Here is a 14,912-nt window from a genome sequence, read left to right as displayed (position 1 = left end):
GATAACGCTCCATCAAAATCTTCATCGCATCTTTATATTCGACCGCCAGTTTTTTCAGATCTGCTTTTGGATCGTTACTGTACCGTTTCGCCAACGCTTCTATGTAAGCGCGCTCATTTTCCGGCGCAGTTGACGATACTCCAATAGCTTTTTGAACCGCCTCGTAGGCTTGCTTTTCGCGCTCCGGGTTCACATCCAGGTTAATATTCGGTCCCAAAGCAAAAGCAATTCCCCAGTACGCCATGACCATGTTTGGATCCAGTTCGAGTGCTTTCCGGAAAGAACGAATCGCTTCGTCATGATTGAATGCATAAATCAGATTGAAACCCTGATCAAAATATTTTTGCGCTTCAGGATTTTTCGTAGATACGGGGTGATGATAATTTCCCAAGCCACTCAGCAGCACCGCAGAACCACTTTTTTCTTCTGTGCCGTGCTGGTGCTGCGCAAAACTCGTTGTAGTGAATAAAATTGCGATCAGAATGCAGACATTGTGTTTCATCCGAACCTCTCCTGGTGATTAAAATTCCGCTAAAAGTTCTCCGGGAGCAACCGTTCCCGTTCCTATTTTTCCCACAACGATTCCAGCCGCGATATTTGTAATCTTCACAGCATCCAGCAGATCGACCCCGGCAACGAGAGTCAGACAAAGAACCGAAATCACGGTATCACCTGCGCCCGTAACGTCGTACACTTCCCGGGCGCGAGCTGGAACCAGATCCATCCTGCCCTCATGAAAAAGCGCCATCCCTTTATCTCCCCGCGTGATCAAGAGCGCCTTGCAATCAATCGTTTTGAGGATACGTTCTCCCGCCTCCGCGAGTTCCTGCTCCGTCTGAATGGGATATCCGAGCACACTACTTGCTTCACTCACGTTTGGCGTGAGGATCGTGACGGGCGTATAAGAAGAAAAAAAACGGACCTTAGGGTCCACGCAAACAATCTTTTTTCGTTTTCGCGCCGCGGGGAGTATTTCCTCTAATAGATTAGGAGTAATGGTGCCCTTCGAATAGTCAGAGATGATAATGCCATCCACCTGATCCAGTTTCTCCAGAAAACGGCTTACGAGACGCGAGCGATTTGCGTTATCGATGTAAGTTTTCAATTCCCGGTCGACGCGCACCACCTGCTGCTGATGAGCCAGGATTCGCGTCTTAACCGTTGTTGGTCTCTGCATAACAAACAAGCTTTCCGTGTCTACGTTTCTTTCACGGAACAGGTCCAGCATTTTTTTACCGGCATCGTCCTCACCCAGAACTCCGAGAGGAATTGCGTGAGCTCCCATCGCCTCGAGGTTTTGAACGACATTCCCGGCTCCTCCCAGCGAAAAAGATTCCCGCTCCACATCCACAATCGGCACGGGAGCCTCCGGTGAGATTCGATCTACGTGCCCCCAAATGAACTGATCTAACATATAGTCTCCAAGCACAAGAATCTTCAGCTCAGAAAATCTGTGTATCAGTTTTTCGGCGGCGGAACGATCCATAGAGATTTCGCGGTGGGACAAAATTATGATTTTTCCGGGGTTTCCTCGAGAGTCGCTTCTTCGATCAGCATCACAGGAATATCATCCACGATCGGGTAGATCCGTTTACATTGTTCACAACGTAATCCCTTTCCATCCGCGGTGAGATGCACGCTTTTGATGCAGACGGGACAGGCGAGAATATTCAGTAATTCCTGACTTACAGCCATAAACCTGTTATATCTCAACGTTCCGTTTGAAGCAACCTTTATGTTAAAATATCATCAACACGACCATCATCTAATTCACAGAGGAGAATTTTATGTCAGGCCACTCAAAATGGAGCAAGGTGAAGCATGTCAAGGCGGTACAGGATGCTAAACGGGGCAAAGCTTTCACCAAGGTAATCAAAGAAATAACGGTAGCGGCGCGGATTGGCGGCGGGGATCCCGATGGTAATCCTCGTTTACGGGCCGCGATCATGGCAGCCAAGCAAACAAATATGCCGGGTGACAACATCAAACGCGCGATACAAAAAGGAACCGGCGAATTGCCTGGTGTTCAATACGAAGAGATTACCTATGAAGGGTACGGGCCTGGTGGAATCGCGATTCTTGTGGAGGCAATGACCGATAATAAGAATCGTACGGTCTCCGAAATGCGTTATGTGTTCTCACGAAACAATGGAAACATGGGTGAAGCCGGCAGCGTCTCCTGGATGTTCAGCAAAAAAGGATCGATCGTAATCGACAAAAACGCGGTGGATGAGGAAAAATTGATGGAGATCGCGCTGGAAGCAGGCGCAGACGATATTCAGGAAGATTCCGGGAATTTTGAAGTTCTGACGACACCGGAAGCTTTTCACAAAGTGACTGCCGCGCTGCAGGCCAGCGAAATTCCAACCGTTTCCGCTGAACTGGCGATGATTCCTCAAACCTGGATTCAAGTCACTGGAAAAGAAGCACAGCAGGTGCTCAAACTCGTGGAAGCGCTGGAAGATCATGAGGATGTTCAAAAAGTTTGGGCAAATTTTGATATTTCCGAAGAAGAACTGGTCCAATTAGCAGGGTGAAGACATTACTCGTATCATTGGAATAGATCCTGGTTCGCGCATTACCGGTTACGGGATCATTGATTCCGATGGCCAAAACTTTCAGCTCGTTGAAGCTGGCTGCATTCGACTTTCCGACACCATTTTTTCTTCCCGCCTGAGAAAGCTTTTTGAAGAAATCTCGGGCATCTGCCGCCAACACAAACCTCAGACAGCGGCGGTCGAACAAATATTCCATGCCCGTAATGTGCGTTCTGCGCTGATGTTGGGTCAGGTTCGTGGGGTCATTTTGCTCAGTTTGATCAACAACGCTTGTGAGATATTTGAATACTCCACGCTTGAAGTGAAAAGTGCGGTCACGGGTTACGGGCGCGCAGAAAAAAATCAGCTCAAAAGAATGATTGAAATGATGATCCATGCCGATTTTGGCCACGCAAAATATGATCTTACCGATGCACTGGGTCTGGCGATCACACATGCGCAAGTTTCTGCGTTTCGGAGCAAGCTAAAATGATCGGATATTTGAAAGGAATTTTACTGGGAAAGACACCCAACAGCGTTCTGATCGATGTAAATGGAGTCGGATATACGGTCAGTATTCCCGTATCAACTTTTTATGATCTTCCTGGTGAAGGAAGCGAAATTGCTCTCTATATTTATACCGTTGTGCGCGAAGATCTCATTGCGCTCTATGGATTTCGAACTGTGCGGGAAAAACATCTATTTGAAAAACTCATCAGTGTGAGTAATGTCGGACCGAAAATGGCAATTTCGTTCTTGTCCGGCATGACAGCCGAGGAATTGATTCCTGCAATCCAAAGACAGGATCTGTTGAAACTCACATCGATTCCGGGAGTCGGACGCAAAACGGCAGAACGTGTTTGTCTGGAGCTTCGCGAACAGATCCCGCAACTCCTTTCGGAAGTAACGCAACCGGAAAAAGAGAAGCCGGTTCGTGAGGATCTGATCAGTGCGCTGGTCAATCTGGGTTATCATAGGTCTGTAGCGGAACGTACCGTAAAAACGGTGCTGGATCAGGTCACTTCCGACGCCAGCTTTGAGGTTCTTTTGAGGAGTTCGCTGCAGATCATCTCAGCATGAAATACCACCGCCAAGACGCCAAAACGCCAAGAATATTAGAATTTTTGTTCTTATCTTGGCTCCTTGACGCTTTGGCGGTTCAAAAATAGCATGGCCAATCAGACGGAACGGATTATCGTAAGCGTGCCGACCGGCGAAGAGCTCAAAGAAGAAGCGCATCTTCGTCCGCAAACTTTTAACGAGTACGTTGGCCAGGAAAAAGTCCGCAAGAATTTGCAGGTGGCAATTCAGGCAGCGCGCCAGCGCAAAGAAGCACTCGATCACATCTTATTGATGGGCCCTCCGGGTATGGGCAAAACAACGCTGGCCTACATCGTCGCTCACGAAATGAATGTGAGTTTGAAGACCACAGCCGGACCGGTCATCGAACGCGCTGGTGATCTCGTGGCTCTTCTCACAAACCTACAGGAGCTGGAAATCCTTTTTATCGATGAAATCCACCGCCTTCATCCAGCGATCGAAGAAATACTTTATCCTGCTATGGAAGATTACAAAATCGACATCATCGTCGGGCAAGGACCTGCAGCGCGAAGTTTCAAAATCAATTTGCCCCCTTTTACTTTGATCGGCGCAACCACCAGCGCAGGTTCCCTTACAAAACCTTTGCGCGACCGGTTTTTGATCCGGCACACATTGGACTTCTATTCGGTGGAAGACATATTCAAAATCATCACCCGTTCCGCCCGCATCTTGAATATCGCTTTGGAAAAAGAAGGCACCGAAGAGATCGCGCGGCGTTCGCGACGCACTCCCCGCATTGCCAATCGTTTGTTGCGAAGAGTTCGGGATTTTGCACAGGTGGAAGGGGATGGAATCATCACACAGGATGTCGCGAAACGCGCCCTGGAAATGCTGGAGATCGATCCGCTCGGTCTCGATGAAATTGACCGCAAACTCCTGCTAACCATCATTGAAAAATTCGATGGCGGTCCGGTGGGAGTGAACACTCTTGCAGCAGCGACATCCGAAGAAAAATCCACACTCGAAGACATCTACGAACCCTTTCTGATGCAAATCGGTTTTCTACAACGAACGCCCCGCGGACGAATTGCAACGCCTCTCGCCTACAAGCATCTGGGATTTAAGCCCAACCAAACGCAGAATCAACAGACCTTATTTGAAAAATGAATTCGTCTGGACTACTTTCGCTGGAGAGTTATAACTACTATCTTCCGTCCGAAAGGATTGCGCAGTTTCCCGTCACACCACGGGATGCTTCCAAACTGTTGTTCATCTCCCGGCAAAATCAAAAGTTCCAGGATTCCCTTTTCCGCAATCTTCCGGAATATTTGCAACCCGGTGACCTTCTTGTAATGAATAATACAAAAGTCATCCCTGCCAGGATACTCAGTGATGCGGGTGAAATTCTTTTGATTCGTGAGGTGGAGCCATCCTGTTGGGATTGTCTCGTTTATCCAGGAAAACATTTCAAGCCCGGCGCAGTCTTCAAGATTGCCGGCGTCTCAGCGACAGTGCTTTCGCACTCAAAGAATGGCAGGCTCATCCGGTTCAACGGGGATGTGGATGCGTTGCTGAACAGATACGGCAGGGTTCCTCTTCCTCCGTATATTGACCGCGAGCCGAGCATCGAAGATCGCAAACGATACCAGACCGTCTACGCAAGAAAACCTGGATCCATTGCTGCGCCGACAGCCGGCATGCATTTTACTCGACGGCTCTTGGGCGATTTGAAGAAACGCAAGATTCAGAGTTGCAAAATAACTCTCCATGTTGGACCGGGCACGTTCCGTCCTGTAAAAAACAGTAATGTTACCGAACACAGCATCGATCCGGAATACTATTCCTGTTCCGCCGCAACGTGGCAAAAGATCCAGAATGCTTCGCGTGTAGTTTCCGTTGGAACCACAACAATCCGGGCGCTCGAGACAATCGCACTCACGAAAGAGCTCCACGGGTTTTCAAACCTGTTCATCTATCCCGGTTATCAATTTCATGTGGTCCGGGGATTGATCACGAATTTTCATCTTCCCAAGTCTTCCCTGCTGATGCTCGTTTCCGCCTTCGCCGGATATGAGTTGATTCGCGCTGCTTATCAACACGCAGTAAAAAATGATTACCGTTTCTACAGTTACGGAGATGCGTCATTAATTCTATGAACGCTGAAGAATTTCTGGAAAAAGCTGTCGGTGATTCGCTGGAATTGAAGAAAGTTTTTTTCAATGAAAACCGGGAATCGGTTCTTCTGTTCTGGAAAATGTTGAAAGAGGTCCGGAACGAAAAACGAAAGGTCCTGATTTTTGGCAACGGAGGCTCCGCTGCGGATGCTCAACATTTTGCAGCCGAGCTTATGCACAAAGTCGACGAGCGCCCTCTCGGAATGAAAGCTCTTGCGCTTCACACTGATACTTCCCTGATGACTGCGATCGCGAACGATCACGCTTTCGCCGAGGTGTATGCCCAACAAATTGCGGTCCTGGCCGAGCCAGGTGACCTTGCGGTCGCTATTTCTACGACCGGAACTTCTTCTAATATCGTAGAAGGATTGCGCGCAGCCCGCCGGAAACAGTGTCGCACGGCCGGCCTTCTCGGGCGGAATGGCGGAGCAGCAAAAGAACTATGCGATGTGGCGCTGGTTGTTTCTCACGACTCGACACCACGCATCCAGGAGGTTCATGGGCTGTGCATTCACGTCGTCTGTCAACTTCTTGAACGAAATCTGTAAACTTCAGGTGTTATACTCAACTTGAATAGCATCACCGCAGAGACGCCGAGACGCAGAGTTTAGAGGAGTTTTTTCTTTTCTCCGCGCCTCCGCGTCTCTGCGGTTAGGCTTTAATTCATATGATCAAACTCATTTTAAAGACTCAGGGAACAGAAGCTGACCCGAAAACCTACAACTATGAATACGATCAGCCTGTTGTAACACTCGGACGTCTTAAAGAAAATGACATTCAATTGCCTCATTCCACTGTCTCCGGATTCCATGCACAAATCTTGAAAGAAGGGGAAAACTATTACCTGGTCGATCGTGGCTCCATCAATGGGACCTTCCTGAACGATCAGCGCCTTCTTGCGGGTGAAAAGAAACTGCTCCAGGATGGCGATACGATTCGAATTCAATCATTCGAGCTTTATTTTACAAGCGGAGTTGCAGTCTCTCCAGTAGATCAAGGAGCAACGGTTCAAGTGGCCCGCCAGATGGTCATGGAACTTCTCGGTTCCTGGGAATCACAACAGGAACCCAGGATCATCGTGATGGGAGGCCCAAACAATGGTAAACAGATTGAACTAACGGAAGGAAAAGTCATTGTCATGGGACGTGGCAATCAATGCGATATCGTCATCGATCATCCCACGATCTCGCGAAAACATGCCGAAATCTCTTTTAGCTGGAATGGCGCTTTTGTAAAAGATCTTGGCAGCGCTAATGGAGTGTATTGTAACGATGTTCGCATCGAAGGAACGTACAAGCTGCGAGACCGCGATGAGATCCGTCTGGGCCAGCAAAACCATAGCGATCCAGTGAGGCTGGTTTTCAGCAATCCTGCAGAAGCGCTTCTGTCAAAAATCGAAGAAGTACAAATTACGGATAGCAAACCGGGCGCCGTAGAATCGAAAAACATTACAAGCGAGCAGGAACAGCCGGTTTTACCAGAAACTGCGCCAGAGGCGGCGCCATCCGAGGCAAACGCAATATCTCCTGTGCCTGTACCTCCACCGTCAGGGCCGGAAGTTGCAGCTGTCCGCGAGCAAGCTCCCAAGAAAAAAGGGACGAGCGCTATGACAATAGGATTGATGATCGGCGCGGCTTTGATTGTACTACTGGCGGTTGTAGCAATCGGACTCCTGTTTTATTCGGGAAAACAAACGGTATCCGAGCAAATTGCGAACCCGGACAAAGGGACTTCCGGAGATTTGATTGTGATCTTCAATCAGAATCTCGATACAGAACTGATAAGAACCGCCACGATCTCCGGCAGAGAAGCGCCTATTCTGGAAAAGAAGAAAAATGAAATCCAGCTAAAAGTCCCCTCGTTTCCGAATGTGCGGACCGGCACTCAACAAACCGAAATCATACTCGAAGGTGAGAAAGGCACCGTGGCAAAAGCTCCCTTCCTGCTGATTCTTCTTCCTGAAATCAAAAAGATGGAGCCGGTCTCCGGCCGGTCAGGCAGTGTTGTAATCCTCGAAACCAGCGGAGCCGCGGAGAACCTCGAAGTATACTTTGGTTCACGGAGAGCTCCTGTTGTTTCACAAAACAGAAGTCAGCTTACTGTGTCCGTTCCGGCAATTGAAGAAAATGTTCCGGATGATGGGCTGAAACTGCCCGTGACGCTCGCTCTAGAGGGAACCAGGAGCAAAGAAGGAAGGGATTTCCTGATCCTTCCGGGCATCCGAATACAGTCCGTGATTCCTTCTTCGGCAAACTCGGGCGCGGACGTTCGCATTGTGATGGATGAAGTTCCAGCATTCGCTGTAGTTTATTTTGACAACACGCAAGCCGCGATCAAGACCACGACTGCAAATGAAATCGTTGTGACTGTCCCGGCGTTTCCGGAAAGCATTCCTGAAGGAGGTCGGGTCATTTCGATTCACGTAAGAGTGAAGGATGTGCCGGTGGGACAGAAAGCAGAATTTACCCTGCTGCCGGAATACATTGAAAGCTTCCAACTCTCTTTCAGCGCGCAGCCCTATTCGAGTGCTTTGGGTTTCAATGAACACTCTGTCGGCACGAACATCGGTACCTTCCTCGTCCTCGTTGCGAAAGATGAATATGCGAGCAGCAGGGCACGCGCAGAAGTCATTGCCAGAAATCTAAATGACAAGATTCCATTCTTCCGTCAAAATTCATCAGCCAGAATCAGTTTAGAAAAACTAGAAGGAATCAATTCTATTTTTGCAGGTTCGGATGTGCTGGATCACCGTGAACTTCTACTTCGTGTGTTTCCGGACGATGCGCTGGCGTACAGCAAGATTACGCAACGTATGGTAACAGTGGATGCACTGGCGGAGTGGTGGCGGATGCTGATCGATTCGTACTACAAAGTCTTTGTTCAGGTTCAAAGTCCTTCCAGCACAGGTATTCTGGGCGCAGGCGGCTCCGTTCTCCAACAAATCTACAATTTTTATTCGGTGAAGAGTCCTCAGGGAACTAAATATTACAAAAAAGACTTCCTTGATAATTTGCCTCAGGAACAACGCAACAAACTGATTGCTTTAAGCATGTCTCCCCCCAAAAAAATCTCCAGTGTGGACGGCAAATGGGGCGGAAGAATGACAAATAATCTCTATTCAAACATCTCGGATGCCGATCTTGAGCTGGTCTTAACGTTGCGCCAGAGCGGTGAAGGAACGGTTTCTGGAACTGCTGAAGTCAATTGGAAAGTTGGAATGGGGAGGAATGAAGGCGGATTTGAGAACGTAGCTTACAAAAAGTTAGGAACCTTCCCGCTGTCAGGAATGTATCGAAAATCACAAGCGTACCCATTAGAGTTTACGTTTGTGGAAAAGGATTCGCGGAGACTAAACTTTGTCGGCAGATTAGAAGGGGAAGCTCTGGTAGGCAATTTTGAAGTAAGCTCCACCGGCGAAGAAGGAAGCTGGAGCGTACGTCTTAGGTAGTGGCAGAGCATTTGCCACCGTCATCGGATTATGTTGTATTTGATATGAACAAAATCGCTAATATGGCCGTTCTTTTCCGTGGCAAATGCTCTGTAACTACGAGCTGCGTTAAAGTTTCAATATGAAAGCAAAACTGGTTCTTACTTCTAAAGATCGTCAAACGGTGCAGGAAGTTCCGTTTGACCGTCCCAGCATCACCATCGGGCGCAAGCCGAGCAATGATTTATCTTTCAACCGCGCTGAGATTTCGGGAAGCCATGCCGCTTTTGTTTTCGAAAACAATGAATACTTTGTGATGGATCTGGGAAGCACGAATGGGACTCTGCTGAATGGAGCGCAACTGGTCGCAAGGGAAAAATATTCTCTGCAAGACAAAGATTTAATTACTGTTTCTCCCTACACCATTCAATTCGTCGTAGAAGACGAATCGATGGATACAATGATTGAGGTATCGGCGCAACCACCTGCTCAGAAAAAAATAGGATCAGGCACGGCGCCCGATCTTGGGGCGTCAAAGCCTGCGGAAGAGCAAAAACCAAAACAGGCGGCTCCAAGCCCGGAGAAACCGGCCGAATCTCCGGCTGTTGAACAGCCAAAACCTGAACCTCCACCGGCTCATGTTGCGCCAAGACAAGCCGTTGTTATTCCCGAAGGTAAGACATCATCTGCGTTTACTGATTACATCTGGTTAGGGATCGGCGCAATCCTGGTGCTGGCCGCAATCGGTTTAATCCTTCTCGTTTTTGCACCCTAGCCGCACATCTGTTTTATTCTTCTTCCCAGACTATGTCTGGCTCATAGCATGAGTGGCAATCTTCGAAATCGTCTCCCCTTTCAAAATACTGGTAATGACCACAGTTGTCGCAAACGTAGTTTCCCGTTTCTTGAACTTTCTCACCGATTTTGGTCTTACTGTCTTTTTCCATAGAACTTCTTCTCTTTAAAAAAGTTTATCATTAAAAAAGACAGTAACAAGTTCCATTACAGAAGTTTGACAGGTTCCTGTCTGTGTGTTATTTTCTGATTGCCTCATCTTCCAATTCTATTGTCTGAATGACGCATTCCCGCTAAATGGTTCTATGGGCGACGCTCGCAGGCCATGGATATATAATGGATGTGGGCTTTTCGGGGCGTGGCGCAGCCTGGTAGCGCACCTGCCTTGGGCGCAGGGGGTCGGAGGTTCAAATCCTCTCGCCCCGACTAAGTGCGTCGACTCGTCGACTCATCTATGCGTTTCCGCGTCGTCTGCGCGTCTCTCGACGCAAAGACGCGTGGACGCTTTAACGCGTCGACGATCTTTTGCGCCCGTAGCTCAGCTGGATAGAGCATCTGCCTTCTAAGCAGAGGGTCGGGAGTTCGAGTCTCTCCGGGCGCGCTGAAGCGTCGACGCGTCGCGAGTCTGCGTGTCTATCGCGTCATTGGATACGCAGATTGGACGCGGGAACGCAAAGACGCGTCAACGCGAAGACGTTCTTGCGCGTCGTTTTGACTCGATTTGAGGTTGTCGATATATTAGGGAAGCTTGTTTGGTGAGTGTAGCTCAGTTGGCAGAGCACTGGATTGTGGCTCCAGTGGTCGGGGGTTCGAGTCCCCTCACTCACCTTCGAAAATGAACCGAATGATGACTGATATATGATTTCACAGGTTTTAGTTGTCGATGCACAGGAAAGCATTCTTGATCTTTGCGCTCATACGCTAACGAAACTTCCTGAGACAGAAGTTTATTCAGCCAAAAACCCGAAAGACGGCGTTCACAGGCTGCAAAAGGAAGATGTGGATTTACTCGTAATTGATACACAATTCCCTGCTGAACAAACTCGCGAATTGTTTCGCGTGGCTCGTCAAAAAGATCCAAACATTCCTATTTTGCTTCTTACCGAATCGGTCAGCGTTAAAGCCGCCATTGATTGCATGAAGCTTGGATCCGCCGATTACATAACAAAACCTTTTTTCCCTGATGATTTCCTTTCAACGGTCCGGCATTTACTGGAAGCAAAACGTTTACGTGAAGAATACAAGTCATTGCAGTGGCAGATGGTTCGTTCGCATTCACTGGATGGAATTGTCGGTCGAAGTTCCGCAATGCGGGGAGTATTTAAAACCATCCAGATGGTTTCGCAAAACGATCTGGATGTGTTGATTTTTGGAGAAACAGGCACCGGCAAAGAACTCGTTGCCCGGAGCATTCATGATCGCAGTCCCAGAAAAGAAAACAGGTTTGTTGCGATTGATTGCGGTGCTATACCTGAAAATTTGCTGGAATCGGAATTGTTCGGATACGAAAAAGGAGCATTCACTGGAGCGGAAAACCGGAGCATTGGACTTCTGGAAGTCGCAAATAAAGGTACTTTCTTCATGGATGAAGTTGGTGAATTGCCAATCCGATTGCAGGCGAAACTGCTACGGGCTTTGCAGGAAAGAAAAATCCGCAGAGTGGGCGGAAAAGAAGAGATCAACCTGGATGTTCGGGTAATCGTCGCCACTTCACGAAACCTCGAAAATGAAATCAGGGAACAACGGTTCCGAAACGATCTTTATTACAGAATCAATGTAGCCAGAATTTCACTTCCGGCATTGAGGGAAAGAACGGAAGATATTCCGTTGCTGGTCTCCCATTTTGTTACTATGTATGCAGAACAGATGGGAAAAGGGCTGGTGGAAATTGAACCTGAAGTTACGGAGATTCTGATGCGTTACTCCTGGCCCGGGAATGTACGCGAACTGCAGAACGTCATTAAACGCGCTCTCGCTATGAGTTCGCATCACTTGTTGACTGTGGATGATCTTCCGGATGAGATCGTTGTTCAGGGTGGAGAACGTCGTTCGCGTGATCGCGGTGGTTTCTTCACAGTTCGCGCGCAGAGAATGGCAGCCTTCGAAAAATGGTATCTGTCGAATCTATTGCGGGTTTGTCTGGGAGATATTTCCCGGGCAGCAAGAAAAGCAGAAATTCCAAGAGGCACGCTTTATCGCCTCATGAAGAAGCATAATTTAAAAGCAGAAGATTTCCGGCAATGACGAAGTCTTTCTTTCTCCTGTCCATCCTTTTGTTAGCTTTTACATCTCATTCCAGCGCTCAGGAAAGCTTGATACTGAATAAGGGGAGCTGGAATGTTGGAGTCTGGACAGGCGGAGGAAGCGGAGTAAGCGGCACCACAGCTGATACGCAGCTTTGGCTGACTGGAGCGCGGATTGGCAAAGTATTGACTGGAGATCTGGGCAAAGGAATTTTTCGAGGGCGATTGGAATATGCGGTAGAAGCGATTCCGGCATTTTTTGTATTTCAAGATTCCACGGTTTACGGTTTTGATGTGACACCAATTATCTTGAAATGGAATTTCACTTCGGCGCACAACAGATGGATTCCCTATTTTGAAGCGGGGGCAGGCATGTTGCTGACCTCTGAGGATGTTCCCGAAAAAACTTTTCCCTTCAATTTCACTCCACAAGCGGGTTTTGGTTTTCACATAATGACCGGTCAAAGACAAGCTTTCACACTCACGTTGAAGTACATGCACATTTCGAACGGCGGCCTCGACAGCCCAAACCCTGGGATCAATAGCGTTCAGATGTTTGTGGGCTATCACTGGTTCCGTTAAGATTAACCGCTGAGACCGCAGAGATCGCAGAGGAAAGAAAAGAATAAATAATCTCTTTTTTCCTCTGCGCTCTTTGCGTTCTCTGTGGCGAAAATAGTTCGTTTGCCACGCCCTCCCTTTTTTTGTATCCTTAACGACGCGACGCGTAGATGCATCGACGAGTAGACACGCGACGCGAAGACGATTTTGCGCCCGTAGCTCAGCTGGATAGAGCGCCAGGCTTCGAACCTGTAGGTCGGGAGTTCGAGTCTCTCCGGGCGCGCTAGAGCGTCGATGCGTCTTCGAGTCTGCGCGTCTGTCGCGTCGCGCAAATTGGCGGGAAGGAGTGAACACATGAGTACGATCCGCCGATTTGAAGATTTAGAAGTTTGGAAGAGAGCTCGAGAGCTTGCGAAGCTGGTTTACCGATTAACAGAGGCCCCGCAATTTAACAGGGACTTCAGGCTGCGGAATCAAATGAGGAATGCTGCAGTTTCCATTCTTTCGAATATAGCTGAAGGATTTTCGCGTCATACGGACAGAGAATTCACTCAATTTTTGTATATTTCGCGCGGTTCAGCTGCAGAATTACAGAGTCAATCTTATATTGCTCTGGATCAGGAGTATTTCTCCTGTGTTTCATTCGAACAACTATATGAGGAAACGGACCATACATCTCGCATGCTTTCAAACCTGATAAAATATTTACGAACTAGCGCGCGAACGCATCAACGCTTCGACGAATAGACGCGAGCACGCCTAGACGACGCGTAGACGCACCGACGCGCCAACGCGAAGACGATCTTGCGCCTGTAGCTCAGTGGATAGAGCGGCAGCCTCCGGAGCTGTAGGTCGGGGGTTCGAGTCCCTCCAGGCGCACTAAAGCGTCGACGCGTTTGCGCGTCTGCGAGTCTACGCGTCACTGGTAAGGGCGTTATGGCAAATGATGCATTAGAAGACAGCCCACCACTGCTGGAAGTTATTCTGCAGTTGCAATTTGATCCAAACGAGGCGGCCCAGGATCGTCTGGCATTCGGGGATCAAACAATGCATCCATCGGAGTCGATCGTGATTCGTTCCGACCGTCTCGAGCTACACAACAGTCAAAAAATAAGTTTCGGGCGATTGCGAGAGCATTGGAGTACGCTATTGCCGATGATCTTGAATACAGCTGGGATCACAAAGCTAACCGGCGTTTCCCTTTCGTATTCGAATGAGATCCCGCTGCAGGATCTCAGAAATTTTCAAAACTATCTCAACATCAGCTTTCAAATGCCTGCTTCATTGAAAGACCGAATTGAATTTTTTCGTACGGAATTTACCTATCGATATGAATTTGGTGAAATCCGCGTCTGGTTACAACCGGATTGGGATGATCAAATCGACGGTTATTGCATACAACTAAATATGGAATCTCGTAATCCCGGCCCTGTGAACGTTTCAGACTTGATCTTCATCCTTGATGAAATGCATTCAGGGTTAAAAGATGTTTTCCGGCAAATCCTTTCAGAGGATTACATACGGTGTCTTCCACAATGACTTTGAACTTTGAACCTTGAACCTTAAACTAAGAACATGGCTGAACGTCAAAATCTTGTTTTGATAGCAGTGGGCGCGGACCACGTCGGTCTTGTAGAAAAAATTTCAGAATTCATCCAGCAATCCGGCTGCAACATCGAAGACAGTAAAATGGCGGTTCTTGCAGGTGAGTTTGCATTCATGGTTTTGGTCTCGGGCGAAGCAGCAAACATCAACGTGCTGGGAGAGAAGCGCCAGACTCTTGCTTCGGATATCGGACTGGATATTTACGTACGAAAACCGGGAGTTCGAAAAAAAATTCAGCCCTCTTTGCCTTATCGTTTTACTGCTTCGTGTCTGGACCATCCCGGAGTTGTGCACCGTTTGAGCACGATCCTAAGCGATCTTGGAATCAACATTGAATCCATGGAGACGGAGACCTACGCCGCTCCTGACAGCGGCACCCCGATTTTTCGAATGGAAGCAGAACTTTCTATTCCGGCAGGAGTCAGCATCAATCGATTGCGAATGCAGTTGGATGAAATCGAGTTGCAAGAAAATATCGATATTGATTTGCGTCCGGCATAGCTTTTTTTGAACAGAAGAACGCGAAGAT

17 protein-coding genes and 5 tRNA genes are annotated in these 14,912 nt (G+C 48.3%); 18 read left to right on the top strand and 4 right to left on the bottom strand.

Translation table 11 applies throughout. From position 1 onward, the window contains the following. The 3 genes from L0156_16260 to L0156_16250 form a co-directional block, all read right to left on the bottom strand. On the bottom strand, nucleotides 1-502 hold a 502-nt coding region (locus L0156_16260; protein MCI0604542.1), incomplete at its 3' end, for a tetratricopeptide repeat protein. Nucleotides 503-520: 18 nt separating this feature from the next. Next, the gene (gene rfaE1, locus L0156_16255) at nucleotides 521-1,486 is read right to left on the bottom strand and encodes a D-glycero-beta-D-manno-heptose-7-phosphate kinase (GenBank protein MCI0604541.1); all 966 of its coding nucleotides are present in this window, start codon (nucleotides 1,484-1,486) and stop codon (nucleotides 521-523) included. Between the two features lie 23 nt (nucleotides 1,487-1,509). Further along, nucleotides 1,510-1,695, bottom strand: a complete 186-nt coding sequence (locus L0156_16250) for a Trm112 family protein (GenBank protein MCI0604540.1) — start codon at nucleotides 1,693-1,695, stop codon at nucleotides 1,510-1,512. Nucleotides 1,696-1,787: 92 nt separating this feature from the next. On the opposite strand from L0156_16250, the gene L0156_16245 reads away from it, so the two are divergent. From L0156_16245 to L0156_16210, 8 genes are all read left to right on the top strand, one after another. Continuing rightward, on the top strand, nucleotides 1,788-2,537 hold the full coding sequence (locus L0156_16245; GenBank protein MCI0604539.1) for a YebC/PmpR family DNA-binding transcriptional regulator: 750 nt from the start codon (nucleotides 1,788-1,790) through the stop codon (nucleotides 2,535-2,537). A gap of 58 nt (nucleotides 2,538-2,595) precedes the next feature. Then, the gene (gene ruvC, locus L0156_16240; GenBank protein ID MCI0604538.1) at nucleotides 2,596-3,030 is read left to right on the top strand and encodes a crossover junction endodeoxyribonuclease RuvC; all 435 of its coding nucleotides are present in this window, start codon (nucleotides 2,596-2,598) and stop codon (nucleotides 3,028-3,030) included. Next, nucleotides 3,027-3,617: a Holliday junction branch migration protein RuvA gene (gene ruvA / locus L0156_16235; GenBank protein ID MCI0604537.1), complete on the top strand. Its 591-nt coding sequence runs from the start codon at nucleotides 3,027-3,029 to the stop codon at nucleotides 3,615-3,617. The genes ruvC and ruvA overlap by 4 nt, the downstream gene beginning before the upstream one ends. A 90-nt stretch (nucleotides 3,618-3,707) precedes the next feature. Further along, the gene (ruvB, locus tag L0156_16230) at nucleotides 3,708-4,745 is read left to right on the top strand and encodes a Holliday junction branch migration DNA helicase RuvB (GenBank protein MCI0604536.1); all 1,038 of its coding nucleotides are present in this window, start codon (nucleotides 3,708-3,710) and stop codon (nucleotides 4,743-4,745) included. Then, a complete protein-coding gene (gene queA / locus L0156_16225; protein MCI0604535.1) occupies nucleotides 4,742-5,734 on the top strand; it encodes a tRNA preQ1(34) S-adenosylmethionine ribosyltransferase-isomerase QueA in 993 nt (330 codons plus the stop codon). Before ruvB ends, queA begins: the two co-directional genes overlap by 4 nt. After that, nucleotides 5,731-6,300 carry an SIS domain-containing protein gene (locus tag L0156_16220; protein MCI0604534.1) on the top strand — a complete coding sequence of 190 codons (570 nt, stop codon included), beginning with the start codon at nucleotides 5,731-5,733 and terminating at the stop codon, nucleotides 6,298-6,300. Before queA ends, L0156_16220 begins: the two co-directional genes overlap by 4 nt. Before the next feature lie 119 nt (nucleotides 6,301-6,419). Continuing rightward, nucleotides 6,420-9,200: an FHA domain-containing protein gene (locus tag L0156_16215; protein ID MCI0604533.1), complete on the top strand. Its 2,781-nt coding sequence runs from the start codon at nucleotides 6,420-6,422 to the stop codon at nucleotides 9,198-9,200. Nucleotides 9,201-9,321: 121 nt separating this feature from the next. Beyond that, nucleotides 9,322-9,954 (top strand): FHA domain-containing protein, encoded by a 633-nt coding sequence (locus L0156_16210; GenBank protein ID MCI0604532.1) that lies wholly within the window; start codon nucleotides 9,322-9,324, stop codon nucleotides 9,952-9,954. Between the two features lie 13 nt (nucleotides 9,955-9,967). Here L0156_16210 and L0156_16205 read toward each other — a convergent pair whose 3' ends face one another. Further along, the gene (locus L0156_16205; protein ID MCI0604531.1) at nucleotides 9,968-10,126 is read right to left on the bottom strand and encodes a hypothetical protein; all 159 of its coding nucleotides are present in this window, start codon (nucleotides 10,124-10,126) and stop codon (nucleotides 9,968-9,970) included. Between the two features lie 200 nt (nucleotides 10,127-10,326). On the opposite strand from L0156_16205, the gene L0156_16200 reads away from it, so the two are divergent. From L0156_16200 to L0156_16155, 10 genes are all read left to right on the top strand, one after another. Next, nucleotides 10,327-10,400: transfer RNA gene (locus L0156_16200), tRNA-Pro, on the top strand. Nucleotides 10,401-10,501: 101 nt separating this feature from the next. After that, nucleotides 10,502-10,575: transfer RNA gene (locus L0156_16195), tRNA-Arg, on the top strand. A gap of 154 nt (nucleotides 10,576-10,729) precedes the next feature. Then, nucleotides 10,730-10,802 (top strand) — tRNA-His (locus L0156_16190). 30 nt (nucleotides 10,803-10,832) lie between these two features. Further along, complete coding sequence (locus tag L0156_16185) at nucleotides 10,833-12,218, top strand: sigma-54 dependent transcriptional regulator (protein ID MCI0604530.1); 1,386 nt, start codon at nucleotides 10,833-10,835, stop codon at nucleotides 12,216-12,218. Continuing rightward, a complete protein-coding gene (locus tag L0156_16180) occupies nucleotides 12,215-12,799 on the top strand; it encodes an acyloxyacyl hydrolase (protein MCI0604529.1) in 585 nt (194 codons plus the stop codon). The genes L0156_16185 and L0156_16180 overlap by 4 nt, the downstream gene beginning before the upstream one ends. Nucleotides 12,800-12,987: 188 nt before the next feature. Continuing rightward, a tRNA-Arg gene (locus tag L0156_16175) sits at nucleotides 12,988-13,061 on the top strand. A gap of 71 nt (nucleotides 13,062-13,132) precedes the next feature. Continuing rightward, the gene (locus tag L0156_16170; protein MCI0604528.1) at nucleotides 13,133-13,525 is read left to right on the top strand and encodes a four helix bundle protein; all 393 of its coding nucleotides are present in this window, start codon (nucleotides 13,133-13,135) and stop codon (nucleotides 13,523-13,525) included. A 59-nt stretch (nucleotides 13,526-13,584) separates the two neighbouring features. Further along, a tRNA-Arg gene (locus L0156_16165) sits at nucleotides 13,585-13,657 on the top strand. Between the two features lie 57 nt (nucleotides 13,658-13,714). Beyond that, nucleotides 13,715-14,317 carry a hypothetical protein gene (locus L0156_16160; GenBank protein MCI0604527.1) on the top strand — a complete coding sequence of 201 codons (603 nt, stop codon included), beginning with the start codon at nucleotides 13,715-13,717 and terminating at the stop codon, nucleotides 14,315-14,317. A 36-nt stretch (nucleotides 14,318-14,353) separates the two neighbouring features. Next, a complete protein-coding gene (locus L0156_16155) occupies nucleotides 14,354-14,884 on the top strand; it encodes an ACT domain-containing protein (protein ID MCI0604526.1) in 531 nt (176 codons plus the stop codon). Nucleotides 14,885-14,912: the final 28 nt, after the last annotated feature.

The sequence above is a fragment of the bacterium genome, assembly GCA_022616075.1.
Taxonomy (GTDB): Bacteria; Acidobacteriota; HRBIN11; order JAKEFK01; family JAKEFK01; genus JAKEFK01.
This window is presented reverse-complemented; position numbering and strand designations above follow the sequence as displayed.

Bases quoted from the DNA above. Each gene is read 5' to 3' on its own strand.
- L0156_16220 (MCI0604534.1), top strand. From the start codon at position 5,731: ATGAACGCTGAAGAATTTCTGGAAAAAGCTGTCGGTGATTCGCTGGAA.
- rfaE1 (MCI0604541.1), bottom strand. From the start codon at position 1,486: ATGGATCGTTCCGCCGCCGAAAAACTGATACACAGATTTTCTGAGCTG.
- L0156_16210 (MCI0604532.1), top strand. From the start codon at position 9,322: ATGAAAGCAAAACTGGTTCTTACTTCTAAAGATCGTCAAACGGTGCAG.
- L0156_16205 (MCI0604531.1), bottom strand. From the start codon at position 10,126: ATGGAAAAAGACAGTAAGACCAAAATCGGTGAGAAAGTTCAAGAAACG.
- L0156_16215 (MCI0604533.1), top strand. From the start codon at position 6,420: ATGATCAAACTCATTTTAAAGACTCAGGGAACAGAAGCTGACCCGAAA.
- L0156_16155 (MCI0604526.1), top strand. From the start codon at position 14,354: ATGGCTGAACGTCAAAATCTTGTTTTGATAGCAGTGGGCGCGGACCAC.
- L0156_16160 (MCI0604527.1), top strand. From the start codon at position 13,715: ATGGCAAATGATGCATTAGAAGACAGCCCACCACTGCTGGAAGTTATT.
- ruvA (MCI0604537.1), top strand. From the start codon at position 3,027: ATGATCGGATATTTGAAAGGAATTTTACTGGGAAAGACACCCAACAGC.
- queA (MCI0604535.1), top strand. From the start codon at position 4,742: ATGAATTCGTCTGGACTACTTTCGCTGGAGAGTTATAACTACTATCTT.
- L0156_16250 (MCI0604540.1), bottom strand. From the start codon at position 1,695: ATGGCTGTAAGTCAGGAATTACTGAATATTCTCGCCTGTCCCGTCTGC.
- L0156_16245 (MCI0604539.1), top strand. From the start codon at position 1,788: ATGTCAGGCCACTCAAAATGGAGCAAGGTGAAGCATGTCAAGGCGGTA.
- ruvB (MCI0604536.1), top strand. From the start codon at position 3,708: ATGGCCAATCAGACGGAACGGATTATCGTAAGCGTGCCGACCGGCGAA.
- L0156_16170 (MCI0604528.1), top strand. From the start codon at position 13,133: ATGAGTACGATCCGCCGATTTGAAGATTTAGAAGTTTGGAAGAGAGCT.
- L0156_16185 (MCI0604530.1), top strand. From the start codon at position 10,833: ATGATTTCACAGGTTTTAGTTGTCGATGCACAGGAAAGCATTCTTGAT.
- L0156_16180 (MCI0604529.1), top strand. From the start codon at position 12,215: ATGACGAAGTCTTTCTTTCTCCTGTCCATCCTTTTGTTAGCTTTTACA.